Here is a 15,531-nt window from a genome sequence, read left to right as displayed (position 1 = left end):
ACCGATTCCGACACCTGGGCGACATGCCAAATTGGCAGATCAGCTCAATGGAGCGTAGCCGAATATAGACGATTCAGGAACAATTGGACGACTTCACACCCTCACCACGTATCGACAAACCCCCTGCCCTTTTTCTCGCGCGGGGGGCCGGCGGATTTGAGGCCGCGCATGACCCAGGCGCGCGTGTCCTTCGGGTCGATGACGGCGTCGATTTCCAGAAACGAGGCCATGTTGATCGCCTTGCCGTTTTCGTAATAGCGGGCGACCATTTTTTGATAGAAGGCGTCGCGCTCGGCGGCGTCTTCGATCGCTTCCATTTCGCGGCGGTAGCCGAGCCGCACCGCGCCTTCGAGGCCCATGCCGCCGAATTCGCCGGTCGGCCAGGAGACGATGAAGAAGGGGGCGTGGAAGGAGCCGGCGGCCATGCCCTGCGCGCCGAGGCCGTAGCCCTTGCGCAGGACCACCGTGAAGAAGGGGACGCGCATGGACGCGCCGGTGACGAACATGCGTGACACATGACGCACTTGCGCGCGTTGTTCGATCTCGGGGCCGACCATGAAGCCCGGCGTGTCGCAGAGCGACAGCATGGGCAGACCGAAGGCGTCGCAGAGCTGCATGAAGCGGGCGGCTTTATCTCCCGCTTCGGCGTCGATGGCGCCGCCGAGATGCATCGGGTTGTTGGCGATGAGGCCCATCGGCCGACCCTCGATGCGGATGAGGCAGGTGAGGATGCCGATGCCGAAGGAGGGGCGGAGCTCCAGCACCGAGCCCCGGTCCGCCAATGCGGCGATCACTTTACGGATGTCGTAGGCGCGGAGGCGGTTTTCCGGGATCAGGCGGCGGAGATCGCGCTGGTCGGCGGCGTCCCATGCGGGGAGCGCGCCTTGAAAGTATGACAGGTATTTTTTGGCCGCCGCGACGGCTTCGGCCTCGTCCTCGACTGCGATGTCGACGACGCCGTTGGCCGTTTGCACATTGATGGGGCCGATGTCTTCCGGCGCGTAGACGCCGAGGCCCCCGCCCTCGATCATGGCCGGGCCGCCCATGCCGATGTTTGAGTCGCGCGTGGCGATGATGACATCGGAGCAGCCGACAAGCGCCGCGTTGCCGGCAAAGCAGCGGCCGGAGACGACCGAGATCAGCGGCACCTCGCCCGAAAGCTTCGCGAATTTGACGAAGCTCGGCGTGTCGAGGCCGGCGACGCCCGCGACATCGGTGTCGCCGGGGCGGCCGCCGCCGCCTTCGCCGAAGAGCACCAGCGGCAGGCGCCAGTCCTCGGCGATGGTCAGCATACGGTCTTTCTTCTTGTGGTTCATCGCGCCTTGCGTGCCGGCGAAGACGGTGAAGTCATAGGCCATGATCATGGCGCGCGATTTGTCCTCGCCGAAATGCGCGCCGTTGATGGAGCCGACGCCGGCGATCATGCCGTCGGCCGGGCTCATCTTGATGAGCTCGTCCATCGGGCGGCGGCGGCGCTGGGCGGCGAGCGCCAGCGCGCCATATTCGATGAAGCTGCCTTCGTCGACGAGGTCGGCGATGTTTTCGCGCGCCGTTCGCTGGTTGCGCTTGCGGCGGCGGGCGACGGCGTCGGGGCGGCCTTCATCGAGACCGATGCGGTGTCGCTCGATCACTTCGGCGAGGTCGGGGCGGATCGCGTCGGGGTCGGTTTCGGTTTCAGTGTCGGCGGCGCGGGCGGCGGCGTCGGATGACGGCTCGATGAAGAGGAGCGGTTCGTCTTCGAAAAGATTGTCGCCGGGGCGCGCGGCGAGCTTGCGGATGTAGCCGCCTTCGGGCGCCGTCACCACATGCTCCATCTTCATCGCCTCGAGCACCGCTACCTGCTGGCCGGCACTGACGAGTGCGCCTTCGGCAACGTCGATCGAGACGACGCGGGCCTGCATCGGCGCGGCGACGGCGCGCGTGCCGGGCGGGGCATCGATGGCTTTCGCGGGCGCGGCGGGGGCGGCACCGCCGGCCTGCCCATGAAAGAGTTGCCGGTGGCCGGTTAAGGGCGGGCGCGCGAGTTCACCCGCGTGGTCCTCGACGAATTTTGTGTAAAAATCGTTCGCGACGAATTCCGGGCGCTTCAACAGGTTCATGTGGAAGCCGATATTGCTGGCGACGCCTTCGAGGCGAAACTCGCAAAGCGCGCGATAGGCGCGGGCGGCGGCGTCGGCGTAATCGGGCGACGGCGAATGGGCGATCAGTTTCGCCAGCAATGAATCGTAGTTCGGGCTGGTGCGGTAGCCGGCATAGCCGAAGCTGTCGACGCGGATGCCGGGGCCCGATGGCGGCTCGAAGGTGGTGATGACGCCGCCTGCCGGCTTTGCCGAACCGTCGGCGGTCATCGTTTCCATGTTGATGCGGAGCTGGATCGCGTGGCCGCGGGGGCTCGGCGCATCGGCCTGCAGCAATCCGAGATCGGCGAGCGTCGCGCCGCCGGCAAGCCGGAGCTGCGTTTTCACCAGATCGATGCCGGTCACCTCCTCGGTGACGGTGTGTTCGACCTGGAGGCGCGGATTTGCCTCCATGAAAGCGAAAGTGGCGTCGCCCGGCGCGCTGGCGTCGAGCAGAAACTCGAAAGTGCCGAGGCTCCTGTATTTCGCGGCTTCGGCGAGGCGGATGGCGGCGGCACAGAGCGCATCGCGCATCGACTTGTCGAGCGTGGGGCTCGGCGCGATCTCGACCAGCTTCTGGTTGCGGCGCTGCAACGTGCATTCGCGTTCGCCGAGATGCGTCACATGCTTGCCGTCGGCGACGATCTGGATTTCGATGTGGCGGGCCTTGCGGATCAATTTCTCGACATAGACATCGCCGCGGCCGAAGGCGGATTTCGCTTCCGACTGGCAACGCGCGAAAGCCTCGTCGATTTCGGCGGCGTCCGTCACCGCGCGCATGCCGCGGCCGCCGCCACCGGCGACTGCCTTGATCATCATGGCGGGATTTTTTCCGAGCGATGCGAAGAAGGCCTTCGCGTCTTCGAGGCTTGTCGGGCCGTTGGTGCCGGGGAGCAGCGGCACGCCGCATTTTTCGGCAAGCGCGCGGGCGGCGATCTTGTCGCCGAAAAGATCGAGCATTTCAGGCGCCGGACCGACGAACACGATGCCGGCTGCGGCGCAGGCGCGCGCGAAATCCGCATTCTCCGACAGGAAACCGTAGCCCGGATGGATCGCGTCGCAGCCTGTGGATTCTGCAAGCGCGACAACGCCCGCGCCGTCGAGGTAAGCGGCGGCGCCCTGGCCCTTCAGCGCATGGGCCTCGTCCGCCGCCTTCACATGCAGCGAGGCGGCGTCGTCCTCGGCGAAGACCGCGACGGTTTCGAGGCCGAGTTCGGCGGCGGCGCGGGCGATGCGGATGGCGATTTCGCCGCGATTGGCGATCAGGAGCTTGCGGATGGTCATGCGACCACCGCCGGTGCGGCTGCGAAATTCATTGTCTCTTCCCCAATAGCGATGGCCCGCAAGATAGGGGGCGGGGCGACGGGGGGTCAAATGGGGGATGGCGGGAAGAAAAGGGGACGGCTGCGACATTCCTGCAACTAGAAATGCGAGTCACTTGCATTTACAAGTGCGGCGGACATCTGTATGACAGGCTCTTGATAATCATTCGCAAGAACGGCCGGGGGCTATGCCGAGGCCGGATGTCTCAAGGGGAATTCCATGCGTTCATCGTTTTCAACCGCCGCCCTGCTGCGCGGCTGCAGCAGCCTTGCGCTTGCCACCGCGCTTCTCGCCGCCCCGGCGGCGATGGCCGAGGAAAGCGCCGCCGAAACGGCGCAGGCCGAAGAGGGCAAGGTTCACATCCTGAAGGGGCTGCTGGTCACCAGCACCGCCGAAGAGACGGCCGAGGTCGGCGGCGGCGTTACCTTCATCGACAAGGAAGAGCTCGAGAAGTTCTCCTATACCGACGTCAACCGGGTGTTGCGCGTGGTGCCGGGCGTCCAGATCCAGGAAGAGGACGGCTACGGCCTTCGCCCGAATATCGGCATTCGCGGATCGGGCAACGACCGCAACAACAAGATCGTCGTCATGGAAGACGGCGTGTTGATGGCGCCGGCTCCTTACGCCGCGCCCGCCGCCTATTACTTCCCGTTCACCGGCCGCATGGAAGCCATCGAAATCACCAAGGGCGCGGCGGCGATCAAATACGGTCCGTCGACGGTGGGCGGCGCGGTCAACATGTTCTCGACCTCGATCCCCGACAATGCGGATGGCAGCCTTTCAGGGACACTGAAAGTGCTGGGCGGTGAGGACAACACGTTGCGGGTGCATGGATATGCCGGCGGCTGGATGCCGCTCAGCGACGCGTGGGATGTCGGCATCCTGCTTGAAACGCTGCAGGACCGCACCGACGGCTTCAAGACCGTCGATGGCGGCGGCGACACGGGCTACCGGGTGCAGGATTATGTCGGCAAGCTCGGCTTCCGCAGCAAGGCGGGATCGGGACTGCGCCACGCCTTCGAATTCAAGGTGCAGGTGTCGGACGAACATTCCGATGAAACCTATCTCGGTCTCACGCCCGCCGACTTCGCGGCCAATCCCTACCGGCGCTACGCGGCGAGCCGTCTCGACCAGATGAATGTCGACCACAAGACGTTCCAGGCCACGCATCGCGTCGATTTCAGCAACGATACGAACCTGACGACCACCGCCTATTACACCGATACCGCCCGCGCGTGGTACAAGATCAACGATGTGCGGCAGACCGGCGCACCCGGCTGGACCAGCATTTCCGCCGCCGTCATGGATCCCGCCAACAGCGTCGAACGCGACATCCTGCGCGGCATCGTGAACGGCGACATCCGCGTGCGGAACAACAACCGCGAATATTACACGGCCGGCATCCAGTCGGTGCTCGGCACCACCTTCCTGACGGGCGACGTCGCGCATTTCGTCGAAGTGTCGGCGCGCTATCACGAGGACGAGGAAGACCGCTTCCAGAACCAGGACGTCTACAACATGACCGGCGGGCAGCTGACGCTGGCGGCGGCCGGTGCGCCGGGCAGCCAGGAAAACCGCATCGGCGACGCCAGGGCCTGGGCGTTTTTCGTGCGCGACACGATCGACTGGGGCAACCTCACCGTCGTGCCGGGCTTGCGCTACGAGACGATCAAGCTGCGCCGCACCGATTACGCGCTCAACGATCCGGCGCGCGTCACACCCATCGCGGTTCTCGAAAACTCGGTCGATGTGCTGATCCCCGGCATCAGCGCCACCTATAATCTGAGCGACGAGTGGCAGCTTCTGGGCGGCGTGCATCGCGGCTTCGCGGCGCCCGGACCGGGCTCGACATCGGATGCCGAAAAGTCGGTCAACTACGAAGCGGGCTTCCGCTATGGCGCCGGCGATTTCGCGTTCGAGGCGATCGGTTTCTTCAACGATTATTCGAACCTGCTCGGCACCTGCACGGCCTCGACCGGCGGCGGCTGCGTCGTCGGCACGCAATTCGACGGCGGCGACGTCGATGTGAAGGGCATCGAGGTCATGGCCGGCTATGACGCGGGCGGCCTCATCGGTCTCGGCCTCAAGGCGCCGCTGGCGCTCGCCTACACCTATACGACGAGCGAATTCAAGACGAGTTTCGCCAGCGGCTTCGGCCCGTGGGGCACGGTGACGGCCGGCGACGAGCTGCCTTATCTGCCCGAGCATATGCTGACGCTTTCGGCCGGGCTCGAGGGCGAGGCGTGGCGGACCAACCTGCTGGTCTCCTATGTCGACAAGACGCGCGCCGTCGCCGGCCGGGGCGCCATTCCGGCCAACCAGCTCATCAACGAGCGGGTGATCCTCGATCTTTCGGCCGAATACGATGTGGTGCCGGGCGTGACGCTGATCGGCATTGTCGAGAACCTGACCGACGAGGTTTACAACGTCTCGTTCGACCCTGCCGGTGCGCGGCCCGGCAAGCCCCGGACGGTGCTGGGCGGCGTCAAACTCAGCTTCTGACCGCAATCCACCCCATCGGGGGGCAAGCGGGGCGGCTCTGCAACAGCGGAGCCGCCCCGTTTCCGTTCAAGTCCTTGTCACAAAAGTGAAAAATGGCGCCGCGTCAAAGCGGTGCAATCCGGCAACAGGCCGGGGCTGTCATATCACTGTCATAAAAAGTCGACCGATCTGTCACATAGCTCTGTTACTTGCGAAAGCCATGGGGGGTGTTCGCGACGTCTGTCGCGGCTGCCAGTCCTGCAACAGAAGCTCATTCACAGAACACGGAGACGTCAAATGACGTTGCGAAACATTCTGCTGGCCGGCACCGCTCTTGGCGCCGCCGCACTCCTCTCGGGTCCGGCTTTCGCCGCGACCAGCGCACAGGCCGAACTCAACGCCCTCAAGGCGCAGATCGAGGCCCTTCAGAAGAAGATCGACGACGTCGAAATCCAGCACGGCAACAAGATCAAATCGCTGGAAGAACGCAAGAGCGACGTCGAAGTGAGCCTCAACAACGGCCGTCCGGTCTTCAAGACCGCCGACGGCAATTTCAGCTTCGGCATCACCGGCCGCGCCCATCTCGATGTCGGCGCCTACGACCAAGATGCGGCCAGCGCTGCCAACTTCGGCGGGCTGCGCGGCAACGCCAACTTCCGCCGCGCCCGTGTCGGCCTCAACGGCACCTTCGCCAAGGACTTCGGCTACAACATCGAGTTCAACTTCGGCGACAGCGGCACCGAATCCAATGCGCGCATCTATGAAGTCTTGCTGACCTATAACGGCATCGAAAACACGCAGCTCGTTCTCGGTGCGACCAAGCCGAAAATGACGCTGGACGATTCGACCTCGTCCAACGACATCACCTTCATCGAGCGTGCGACGGCGGTCAATCTCGCCATCACGCCGGCAGCCGGCGAAGCGCGCATGACCGCAGGCGGCACCTACAACACCGACAACTTCTTCGGTGGCCTCTATTACACGATGGGCTCGGCCGCGGCGGGCGGCGGTCTCGATGACTATGACAGCTCGAACGTTGTCGGCCGTCTTGCCTATGCGACCTCGCCGAAGGAAGGCCTCAACGTCCATATCGGCGCCTCGGGCTCGCACTCCTTTAACGTGCCGGCCGACACGATCCGCTTCCGCGACCGTCCGGAACTGCGCGTCGACCCGCTGCGCTACATCGATGCCAACTTCGTCGGCACGGCCGACGCGGTGAGCGTCTACGGTCCGGAACTCGCGCTCAACTACGGCCCGTTCCGCGCCCAGGGTGAGTATTACATCTACGACATCAGCCGCAACGGCGTGCTCGCCGATGCCAGCTTCGATGCGTGGTATCTGCAGGCCTCGTGGATCCTGACCGGCGAGTCCTACCGCTACGACATCAAGAAGGCCGCCTATTCGGGCGTCCGTCCGGCCAATCCGTTCGGCTTCGGCAAGGGCGGCAGCGGCGCATGGGAAATCGCGGCGCGCTACAGCGAAGCCGATCTCAACGACGCGAGTGCCGGTATCGCCGGCGGCGAGCAGGAGATCATCACGGTCGGTCTCAACTGGTACGCCAACAACAACCTGCGCTTCATGCTCAACTACCTGAACGTGGATGTGAAGAACCGCGGCGGTGTCGTGAACCCGAACTTCGGCCACGACGCGGTGGCGCTGCGTACGCAGTTCGCTTTCTGATAAAACGTCCGAACCGATCCTCGCAGGTCGTCAGACGGAACTCCCGGCGAATTTATTCGCCGGGAGTTTTCGTTTGTGCCGCTTCATCTTCAGTCGAGGCCGAGCGCCTTGCGGTCTTCGGCGGCGAAGACATAAGGCAGCGCGAAGTAGCCGGCGATCTCTGCATCGCGCTGGCCCTCCCGCGACAGCACATAGTCGATCGCATGCCGCGCCGCGGGCCCCCGCGCCGTAACGCGGACGACGCGCGCCAGCGGCCAGGCCGCGCGATGGGCGCTCGCCTCGCTCGGTCCGACGCATTCGCCGCCATCGGAAAGCCTGAGCGCGCGCACAGCGTCGCTGCGATAGCCGGCCGGCGCGTAGCCGATGCCGCCCGGCGACGCGCCGATCTCGCGTATCAATGCGGAGGCGCGCGCAACGGTTTTCGCGTCGGGCGCAATGGCGCCGCCTTTCAGCGCGGCGGCGACGAAGAAGTCGCGTTCGCCACCCGCCGGCCGGTCGAAGACGATGACGGGACGCGACGCCCATTCGCCGCCGAGACCGGCGGCGCCCCATGCCGCATCGCCGGCAAAAAGCGGGGCGAGATTTTCAAGCGGCAGGCAGGAAAGCGGATTGTCCTTGTGGACGAAGACGGCCAGCGCCTCGATGGCGGCGCGCGCGGTCAGGATACCGGGGCCTTGCGCCGCGAGCGGCGCGGCCCGCACATCGGCATGGCGCGCGGCAAAGCCCTCGCGCCAGAGGAGCTGCAGCCGCGCATTGGCAGGTTCGGCGGCGATCTCGACCGTGCCGCTCAGGGCGGGCGCGGCTTCGTAAGCCCGGTAGCGTTCGTCGACCGCTTGTGCCGGAGACGCCAGCACCAGCGCGCCGAGAACGGGTAGAAATCTTTTCATCCGGCGCTCCGGTGCGGGTCTGCCCTCACCCAGCCATGCCGGAGATTTGCGACAATCACGTGACGTCCTATTTCAGCCCGTGAAGGCGCGCCCTTTCGAGGTCTTCCTTCAATGACGATGCGCCGAGCCAGAAATGCAGCGCCGCCCAGGGCCAGACGACCATGACGGTGAGCAGCGCATAGCGCAGCGACTCCTGCCCGAAGCTGGGTGCGTAGAGATCGCTGATCAGGCCGACCGCCTGGGGCCCGAGGCCCATGCCGATCAGGTTGAGGATCAGGAAGAGCACGGCCGAGGCGACGGCGCGCATGCGCAGCACGACGAGGCCCTGCGTCATTGCGAGGCTCGGTCCGATATAGGCGGCGCCCGCGAAGGCCGGCACGAGGAAGAAGAACATCGCCCAGTATTTGTCGGGCGAGAGATAGAGACCGATCGAAAGCGGGAAGCAGACCATCATCACGATTGCCACGACCCACATGTTCCAACGCACATCGCGCTTGCCGTAGCGGTCGGCCGCCCATGCGGTCGCATAGGTGCCGGCGCCGCCGACAAAACCGATGATCAGCGCCAGCCAGGTGCCGATCTCGCCGGGCGACATCTGATAGGAGCGCATCAGGAAGGCCGGTATCCAGGTGACGCCGGCATAGCCGCCGAAAGCCGCCAGCGCGCAGGCGAAGGAAATATGCCGGAACGAACGCTGCGACCAGAGCAGACGGAACACCTCGCCGACTTTCGGCGCATCGCCCGCGGCCTGTGCGGTGGTGCCATCGGCGTGTCCGCGCTGGGGCTCCTTCAACGTGAAGCGGATCAGCAACGCGATCAGAATGCCCGGCGCGCCGACAACGAGGAAAGCCGCGCGCCAGCCATACCACTGGCTGACCCAGCCGCCGACCAGAAAGCCGATCAGGATGCCGATATTGATGCCGAGCGAATAGATGCCCATGGCGGAGGCGCGCTTCTCGGGCGGGAACATGTCGGAGATCATTGAATGCGAGGGCGGGCTCGACCCCGCCTCGCCGATGCCGACGCCGATGCGCGCCAGCGCCAGTTGCGCAAAGCTGGTCACGAAACCGCACATCACCGTCATGGTGGAGAAGATGGCGATGGCCGCCGAGACGATGTTGCGGCGGTTGGTGCGGTCGGCCAGCATGGCGATCGGAACGCCGAGCGTCGCGTAGAAGATCGCAAAGGTGATGCCGGACAGAAAGCCGAGCTGCGTGTCGCTGACGCCGAGATCCTGTTTGATCGGTTCGAGCAGGATCGCGAGGATCTGGCGATCCACGTAATTGGCCGTATAGCCGAGCATCAGAATGAAAAGCGCATAGTTTCGATAGGCGGGCGAAAACCCCTGCGACGGCGCAGCGGCGGCCGCGGCGCCCGAAACGGCGCCGGCACGATCTGTCATTGACGTCCTCCCGAATTCCCTCTTGAGGCGACACTAGCAGCGGCAACGGCGAACTCAAGCGGTTCGGTGGCGCCCGACGGACCTGTCCGATTTTGGCGAGCGGACCGGCCCGCGCCGTCCTACACTCTGCCCATGAAACAGACCGCCGACATATCCCCGTCCCGCGCCGCGGGCCTCGACCCCGATCTCTGCTACCGCGCGATCGCGGCCAAGGATGCGCGTTTCGACGGACGCTTCTTCGTCTGTGTCCGCACGACGGGCATCTATTGCCGCCCGGTCTGCCCGGCGCAGGTCCCCAAGCGCGAGAACTGCCGCTTCGTGCCCAGCGCGGCGGCGGCAGAGGCGCTCGGTTTCCGCTCCTGCCTGCGCTGCCGCCCGGAGGCCGCGCCCGGCACGCCCGCCTGGGCGGGAACCGCGGCCAGCGTTTCGCGGGCGCTCCGGCTTATCGAGGAAGGCGCGCTCGACGACGGCAAGCTCGATGACCTCGCGGCGCGCCTCGGCATGGGCGAGCGGCAATTGCGGCGGCTGTTCCTTGCGCATGTCGGCGCCGGGCCGCAGGCGGTCGCCGCCAATCGCCGGTTGCTCACCGCCAAGCAATTGATCACCGATACGGGTCTGCCGCTGGCGCAAGTCGCGCATGCGGCAGGCTATCGCAGCCTTCGCCGTTTCAACGATGCGATCCTGCAGGCCTATGGCGTTGCGCCGGGCGAAATCCGGCGTACGTCCGAGACGGCGGCGGGCGGCGCGATCCGACTGCGGCTCGGCTATCGCCCGCCCTTCGACTTCGAGCGCGTGCTCGCCTATCTCGGGGGCCGCGCGATACCGGGCGTCGAACAGGTGACGGCGGCGCGCTATGCGCGGAGTTTCCGGGTCGACGGCGTCAGCGGCGTGCTGTCCGTCGCGCCGGCGCCGAAGGGACACGCGCTTGAGGCGCGCATTGAGATTGCCGGCGCGGAGAAAGGCACAGGCCTGCCGATGCGGCGCATCGCGGCGCGGCTCAGGCGGCTTTTCGATCTCGATGCCGAACCTTCGGCCATCGTCGCCGCCTTCGAAGGCGATCTGCTGATCGGCCCGCGCATCACGCGCGCGAAGGGATTGCGCGTGCCGGGCACGTTCGACGGTTTCGAGCTTGCGATCCGCGCGGTGCTCGGCCAGCAGATTTCGGTGAAGGGCGCGACGACGATTGCCGGGCGCATCGTGGAAAGGTTCGGCGAGCGCTTCGACAGCGGCGTGGACGGCATCACGCATTTCTTTCCGGCGCCGCAGCGCCTGGCGCGCGGCGACTATGCCGGGCTCGGCCTGACCGGCGGGCGCATTGCGACGCTGAAAGGTCTTGCCGCCGCGGTTACATCCGGCGCGCTCGATTTCGGCCCGCGCGAAACGCTGGAAGCGAAGATTGCCGAACTGACCGCGCTGCCCGGCATCGGCGAATGGACGGCGCATTATGTGGCGCTGCGGGCGCTCGGCGAACCCGACGCCTTTCCAGCCTCCGATCTCGGATTGCGGAAAGCGGCCGGCGGCGGCGCACCCGTTACGACCAAGGAGCTTGAGCTGCTTTCGCAAGACTGGCGTCCCTGGCGCGGCTATGCGGCGCTGGCGCTGTGGACATTATAGAGGTGAGGACGATGAAACTTCCGGACGACGACACGCTCGCCACCGCGACACTCGACACGCCGATCGGGCGCCTGCGGATCGCCGCCATCGACGACGGCCTTGCGGCGGTGCTGTTTCCGAACCAGAAGGATGCGGGCTTCCCGAAGCGCGAGGGCAGCGCGAAGGCGCGGGCGCATCGCGACAAAGCACTGAAAGCGCTCGATCTCTATTTCGAGGGGCGGAAGAAGGATTTCAGCGGCCTCACGCTTGCCGCCAGCGGCACGCCATTCCAGAAAAGCGTGTGGCGGGCGCTGGCCGACATTCCCTTCGGCGAGACGCGCTCCTATGCCGAGATCGCGCGCGCCATCGGCAATCCGAAAGGCATGCGCGCCGTCGGGCTCGCGAACGGCCGCAATCCAATCCCCGTCATCGTGCCCTGCCACCGCGTGATCGGCGCCGACGGATCGCTGACCGGCTTCGGCGGCGGCTTGCCGACAAAGAAATGGCTGCTCGAATTCGAGGGAATTTCCGCACCGCGCCTTCTCTGAGCGGTTTGCATGTGCGGCGGCAGGCTTTAGGCTGTCGCCGTTGCATTTCGCGTGAAGGGAAACATCTCGATGCCCGGCGGACCTTTCGGAGGCTTTTTCGGTATATTGCTGCTGGTGGCGGTCATCTATGCGATCGTCCGCATTGCGCAGAGCGGCGCCGACCCGATCTGGAAGGCGGTGTGGATCGCCGGCGTGATTGTCGTTCCGATCGTCGGATTGATCCTCTGGGCGCTGATTGGCCCAAAATAGGGCAGACACGGACAAATTTTTCGCGTCACGGCCTTCATTCTGCCTTGCTTGAGCCGGAACATCGCAATCCGGTTCGAAACAAGACAGAAGAGGAATCCCCCGCATGCTTCTCAATCTTGTCATTACACTGATCGTCGTGGGCGTGCTGTTGTGGCTCGTCAACAACTACATACCGATGGATCCGAAGATCAAGCAGATCCTCAACGTCGTCGTCGTGATCGTCGTCATTGTCTGGCTGCTGCAACTCTTCGGCGTTCTCGGCGCCATCGGCGTCCGCTGACGGCGACACCCGTCGCCCGGCCTTCAGAAGAGGTCGGCGAGCGGCACGGTCCGGCCACGCGACAGGGCGCGCACCGGTATGCCGCCCGAAAAGCGCGCAATGGTTTCGGCCGTTTCCTCGACCGGCACGGGGCCTGGCGCCGCCTCGCTGACGACAATGGCGCGCGGTGGCAGACCTTCGCCGCGCATGACGGCAAGCGTGGTCAGCGTGTGACTGATCGTGCCGAGATAGGCGCCGACGACGAGGAGCGGCGCTATTTTCATGCGCGCATCAAGCGCCTTCATCCAGTCGAGCACCGTGCGGGTGGCGTCGAACGGCACCATCAATCCGCCGACACCTTCGATGACGAGCGGGTCGTGCCTTGCCGCGGCGTCGACGCATTCTTCCACCAGTGCCGCGAAATCGATCGTCCGGTTTTCGCGTTTCGCCGCCATGTCGGGCGACAGCGCCGCCTTGAAGCGCCAGCGCGAGACCAGCGCCGCGTTTTCGAACGTCACGTCCTCGCCCATCGCGGCCAGCAGCATCGCCGGGTCGCTTTCGGGGAAGGTCGCCTCGTCGAAACCGCTGACCAGCGGCTTGATGGCGCGCGCCTTCAATTCGCGGGTCAGCATGGCCGAGACATAGGTCTTGCCGATTTCGGTGCCGGAGGAGGTGACGAAGATCGCGGTCATGTTAGCTCGTTCGTTGAAGCCCCTCCCCCTCGCGGGGAGGGGTTGGGGTGGGGGGTGTCTTCGCAAGAATTCCGATGCAACCGGTTTTATCGACTGCTGTAGCCCCCCACCCGAAAAATCCGCCAAGTGCGAATTTCTCGACCTCCCCGCGAGGGGGAGGTGAGGAGGGCGCTGTCTTACCTACTCAGCGGCCTTGCGCGGGATAATCCGTTCACGGACGAGGGCGACGAGACGGGCGATGTCGGCGTCGTCATGTTCGGCGGTGAAAGTGAAGCGCAGCCGCGCGGTGCCGGCGGGCACGGTGGGCGGGCGGATGCCGGTGACGAGGAAGCCTTCGGCCTCAAGCAGCGCCGAGGCGACCAGCGTCGCCTCCGCGTCGCCGAGGATCAGCGGCACGATGGGGCTTTCGGGCGCGGGCAAACCCAGCGCGCGGGCAAAGCCGCGCGCCTTCTCGACCGGACGCCTGCAATAATCCGGGTTCGCGCGAATGAAATCGAGCGCGGCGATCGAAGCGGCGACCGCGCCGGGCGGCAGGCCGGTCGAATAGATCAACGTGCGGGCGCGGGTGCGGATCAGGTCGCAGACGGCGCGGCTGGCGCAGAGATAGCCGCCATAGGAACCGACGGCCTTCGACAGCGTGCCCATCTGCAGCGGCACCGCGGCTTTTTCCGCGCCCATGAAACTCGAACCGCGCCCGTCGCGGCCGACAACGCCAATGCCGTGCGCGTCATCCGTCATCAGCCATGCGTCGTGGTGTGCGGCGCGTGCTGCCAGTTCGGCAACCGGCGCGGCGTCGCCATCCATGCTGAAAATGCCGTCGGTCAGGATCAGGCAATGTTTCGCGGTTCCGCGCCGCGCGGCGAGCAGGGCATCGAGATGCACGAGATCGTTGTGGCGGAAGATCGCAAATTCGGCGCCCGAGAGTTTCGCGCCCGACATCAGGCAGGCATGGGAAAGCTCGTCGGCGAGGATGAGATCGCCCGCGCCCACCAGCGCCGGGACGATGCCGAGATTGGCCATGTAGCCCGAACCGAAGACGACGCAATCCTCCGCTTCCTTCCATTCCGCGAGGCGGCGTTCGAGTTCGGCGAAAAGCGGATGATTGCCGGAGACGAGGCGCGAGGCTCCGGCGCCCACGCCATATTTTTCGGTCGCAGCGATGGCGGCGCGTTTCACCTCCGGATGCTGCGAGAGATTGAGATAGTCGTTGCAGCAGAAGGAAATCAATTCGCGGCCGTTCCGCGTCGCACGCACGCCTTCGCGGCGGTCGGTCTCGATCAGGCGGCGGCGCAGCGCCACAGCCTCCAGCGCCGCAAGCTTGCCGCTTGCGAAATCGTCCAGTGAACCCGCCATCGCGCTCTCCTTTGCCGGGGAGGTATGGGCCGTGGCGGCGGTCTCGCGCAAGTGCTTTGTCGGAAAACGCTCTAGAGGCGGCTCGATTTCAACAGGATACGCGAACTGGCCGCGAGCAGCGTGGACGCAGGGATATCGGCGTCCGCCGGCGGCGTCGGTCCCTTGTAGGCGAGGCCGAAAACCTCGCGCGCCTCGCGCAATTCCTGCTGGAGTGCGCCCGCATCGTCCCGTGCATCGAGCGCGGCCAGCAACGTGGCGGCGCGCGCCTCGGCGACTTTCCAGAATCCATAGCCGTCGAGCCAGGCCTCGTCCGTGCCGCCCGTCGAGGTCGCGGCGTCATATTGTTTCGCCGCGCGCTCGAACATGCCGGCGGTCAGCGCGGCCTCGATCTGCAGGGCGCTCCGGTCGCTCGCCGGGGCCTTTTCGGCCGCCGCATCGAGCGCCATCAACACTTTCGCCGCCGCTGCCTCGACATCCGCCACCGGGGCGTCGCCGAGCGCCAGCTCGACCGCGCCCGTCATGTCGTCCATGAAAAGAGCGACGCCGCGCGCCTCGAAGACCGGCTCGAGATCGATGTAAACCTCCGAAATCGGATGCGCGAACATCTCGCCGGCGGGACGCCTGCCGCCCTCGACGTCGAGCATGGCGATGCCGGCCAGGTAGTGCGCACGGATGATGTCGAGCGCCGTCAGATAGGCCACCGGATCCGTCGCGGCGGCCGCCGGATCGACGCCGCCCTCGCCGCCTTCTCCGCCCTCTCCTTGTCCTTCGCCTGCCCCCTCGCCCATCGCGGCGATCCGGAAATCGCCATCGCCGGACCCGTCATGGGCGGAAATGCCCGTCTTGCCGGCAACGGCACTCGAGGCCGCGATGAGGGCGGCGGCGCTGATGCCGGTCCATAGTTTCATGCGATATTTCATGGCGCGTCCTCGCTGCTTGCGGCCTCG

Annotated in this window: 12 protein-coding genes; 6 read left to right on the top strand and 6 right to left on the bottom strand. The window is 65.8% G+C overall.

What is annotated here, in order from left to right:
* Nucleotides 1-101: 101 nt before the first annotated feature.
* Nucleotides 102-3,401, bottom strand: a complete 3,300-nt coding sequence (locus tag KF719_RS10950; protein WP_293508751.1) for a carboxyl transferase domain-containing protein — start codon at nt 3,399-3,401, stop codon at nt 102-104.
* A gap of 258 nt (nt 3,402-3,659) precedes the next feature.
* Between KF719_RS10950 and KF719_RS10945 the strand changes: the two genes are divergently transcribed.
* Nucleotides 3,660-5,942, top strand: a complete 2,283-nt coding sequence (locus KF719_RS10945; RefSeq protein WP_293508750.1) for a TonB-dependent receptor — start codon at nt 3,660-3,662, stop codon at nt 5,940-5,942.
* Nucleotides 5,943-6,218: 276 nt separating this feature from the next.
* The gene (locus KF719_RS10940) at nt 6,219-7,601 is read left to right on the top strand and encodes a porin (RefSeq protein ID WP_293508749.1); all 1,383 of its coding nucleotides are present in this window, start codon (nt 6,219-6,221) and stop codon (nt 7,599-7,601) included.
* 89 nt (nt 7,602-7,690) lie between these two features.
* Here the strand turns inward: KF719_RS10940 and KF719_RS10935 are convergent, their stop codons facing one another.
* The gene (locus KF719_RS10935; RefSeq protein WP_293508748.1) at nt 7,691-8,488 is read right to left on the bottom strand and encodes a substrate-binding domain-containing protein; all 798 of its coding nucleotides are present in this window, start codon (nt 8,486-8,488) and stop codon (nt 7,691-7,693) included.
* 67 nt (nt 8,489-8,555) lie between these two features.
* On the bottom strand, nt 8,556-9,890 hold the full coding sequence (locus KF719_RS10930) for an MFS transporter (protein WP_293508747.1): 1,335 nt from the start codon (nt 9,888-9,890) through the stop codon (nt 8,556-8,558).
* A gap of 132 nt (nt 9,891-10,022) precedes the next feature.
* Between KF719_RS10930 and KF719_RS18135 the strand changes: the two genes are divergently transcribed.
* The 4 genes from KF719_RS18135 (at nt 10,023) to KF719_RS10905 (ending at nt 12,560) form a co-directional block, all read left to right on the top strand.
* A complete protein-coding gene (locus KF719_RS18135; protein ID WP_363318014.1) occupies nt 10,023-11,504 on the top strand; it encodes an AlkA N-terminal domain-containing protein in 1,482 nt (493 codons plus the stop codon).
* 11 nt (nt 11,505-11,515) lie between these two features.
* On the top strand, nt 11,516-12,031 hold the full coding sequence (locus tag KF719_RS10915; protein ID WP_293508746.1) for a methylated-DNA--[protein]-cysteine S-methyltransferase: 516 nt from the start codon (nt 11,516-11,518) through the stop codon (nt 12,029-12,031).
* Nucleotides 12,032-12,100: 69 nt separating this feature from the next.
* The gene (locus KF719_RS10910) at nt 12,101-12,280 is read left to right on the top strand and encodes a PLDc N-terminal domain-containing protein (protein WP_293508745.1); all 180 of its coding nucleotides are present in this window, start codon (nt 12,101-12,103) and stop codon (nt 12,278-12,280) included.
* A 103-nt stretch (nt 12,281-12,383) separates the two neighbouring features.
* Nucleotides 12,384-12,560 (top strand): Thivi_2564 family membrane protein, encoded by a 177-nt coding sequence (locus KF719_RS10905; RefSeq protein WP_293508744.1) that lies wholly within the window; start codon nt 12,384-12,386, stop codon nt 12,558-12,560.
* Nucleotides 12,561-12,583: 23 nt separating this feature from the next.
* On the opposite strand, the gene bioD is transcribed toward KF719_RS10905, so the two are convergent.
* The 3 genes from bioD to KF719_RS10890 form a co-directional block, all read right to left on the bottom strand.
* Nucleotides 12,584-13,231, bottom strand: a complete 648-nt coding sequence (gene bioD, locus KF719_RS10900) for a dethiobiotin synthase (protein WP_293508743.1) — start codon at nt 13,229-13,231, stop codon at nt 12,584-12,586.
* 180 nt (nt 13,232-13,411) lie between these two features.
* Nucleotides 13,412-14,584: an 8-amino-7-oxononanoate synthase gene (gene bioF / locus KF719_RS10895; RefSeq protein ID WP_293508742.1), complete on the bottom strand. Its 1,173-nt coding sequence runs from the start codon at nt 14,582-14,584 to the stop codon at nt 13,412-13,414.
* Between the two features lie 71 nt (nt 14,585-14,655).
* Nucleotides 14,656-15,492 (bottom strand): hypothetical protein, encoded by an 837-nt coding sequence (locus KF719_RS10890; protein WP_293508741.1) that lies wholly within the window; start codon nt 15,490-15,492, stop codon nt 14,656-14,658.
* Nucleotides 15,493-15,531: the final 39 nt, after the last annotated feature.

This window comes from Parvibaculum sp., assembly GCF_019635935.1.
Classification (GTDB): domain Bacteria; phylum Pseudomonadota; class Alphaproteobacteria; order Parvibaculales; family Parvibaculaceae; genus Parvibaculum.
The sequence above is the reverse complement of the archived record's forward strand: the minus strand, read 5'-3'. Positions and strand labels throughout refer to the sequence as shown.

Excerpts from the sequence above, each read along its gene's own strand:
- KF719_RS10905 (WP_293508744.1), top strand. The coding sequence starts at position 12,384 with ATGCTTCTCAATCTTGTCATTACACTGATCGTCGTGGGCGTGCTGTTG.
- bioD (WP_293508743.1), bottom strand. The coding sequence starts at position 13,231 with ATGACCGCGATCTTCGTCACCTCCTCCGGCACCGAAATCGGCAAGACC.
- KF719_RS10935 (WP_293508748.1), bottom strand. The coding sequence starts at position 8,488 with ATGAAAAGATTTCTACCCGTTCTCGGCGCGCTGGTGCTGGCGTCTCCG.
- KF719_RS10915 (WP_293508746.1), top strand. The coding sequence starts at position 11,516 with ATGAAACTTCCGGACGACGACACGCTCGCCACCGCGACACTCGACACG.
- KF719_RS10950 (WP_293508751.1), bottom strand. The coding sequence starts at position 3,401 with ATGACCATCCGCAAGCTCCTGATCGCCAATCGCGGCGAAATCGCCATC.
- KF719_RS10945 (WP_293508750.1), top strand. The coding sequence starts at position 3,660 with ATGCGTTCATCGTTTTCAACCGCCGCCCTGCTGCGCGGCTGCAGCAGC.
- KF719_RS10930 (WP_293508747.1), bottom strand. The coding sequence starts at position 9,890 with ATGACAGATCGTGCCGGCGCCGTTTCGGGCGCCGCGGCCGCCGCTGCG.
- KF719_RS10910 (WP_293508745.1), top strand. The coding sequence starts at position 12,101 with ATGCCCGGCGGACCTTTCGGAGGCTTTTTCGGTATATTGCTGCTGGTG.
- bioF (WP_293508742.1), bottom strand. The coding sequence starts at position 14,584 with ATGGCGGGTTCACTGGACGATTTCGCAAGCGGCAAGCTTGCGGCGCTG.
- KF719_RS10940 (WP_293508749.1), top strand. The coding sequence starts at position 6,219 with ATGACGTTGCGAAACATTCTGCTGGCCGGCACCGCTCTTGGCGCCGCC.
- KF719_RS10890 (WP_293508741.1), bottom strand. The coding sequence starts at position 15,492 with ATGAAACTATGGACCGGCATCAGCGCCGCCGCCCTCATCGCGGCCTCG.
- KF719_RS18135 (WP_363318014.1), top strand. The coding sequence starts at position 10,023 with ATGAAACAGACCGCCGACATATCCCCGTCCCGCGCCGCGGGCCTCGAC.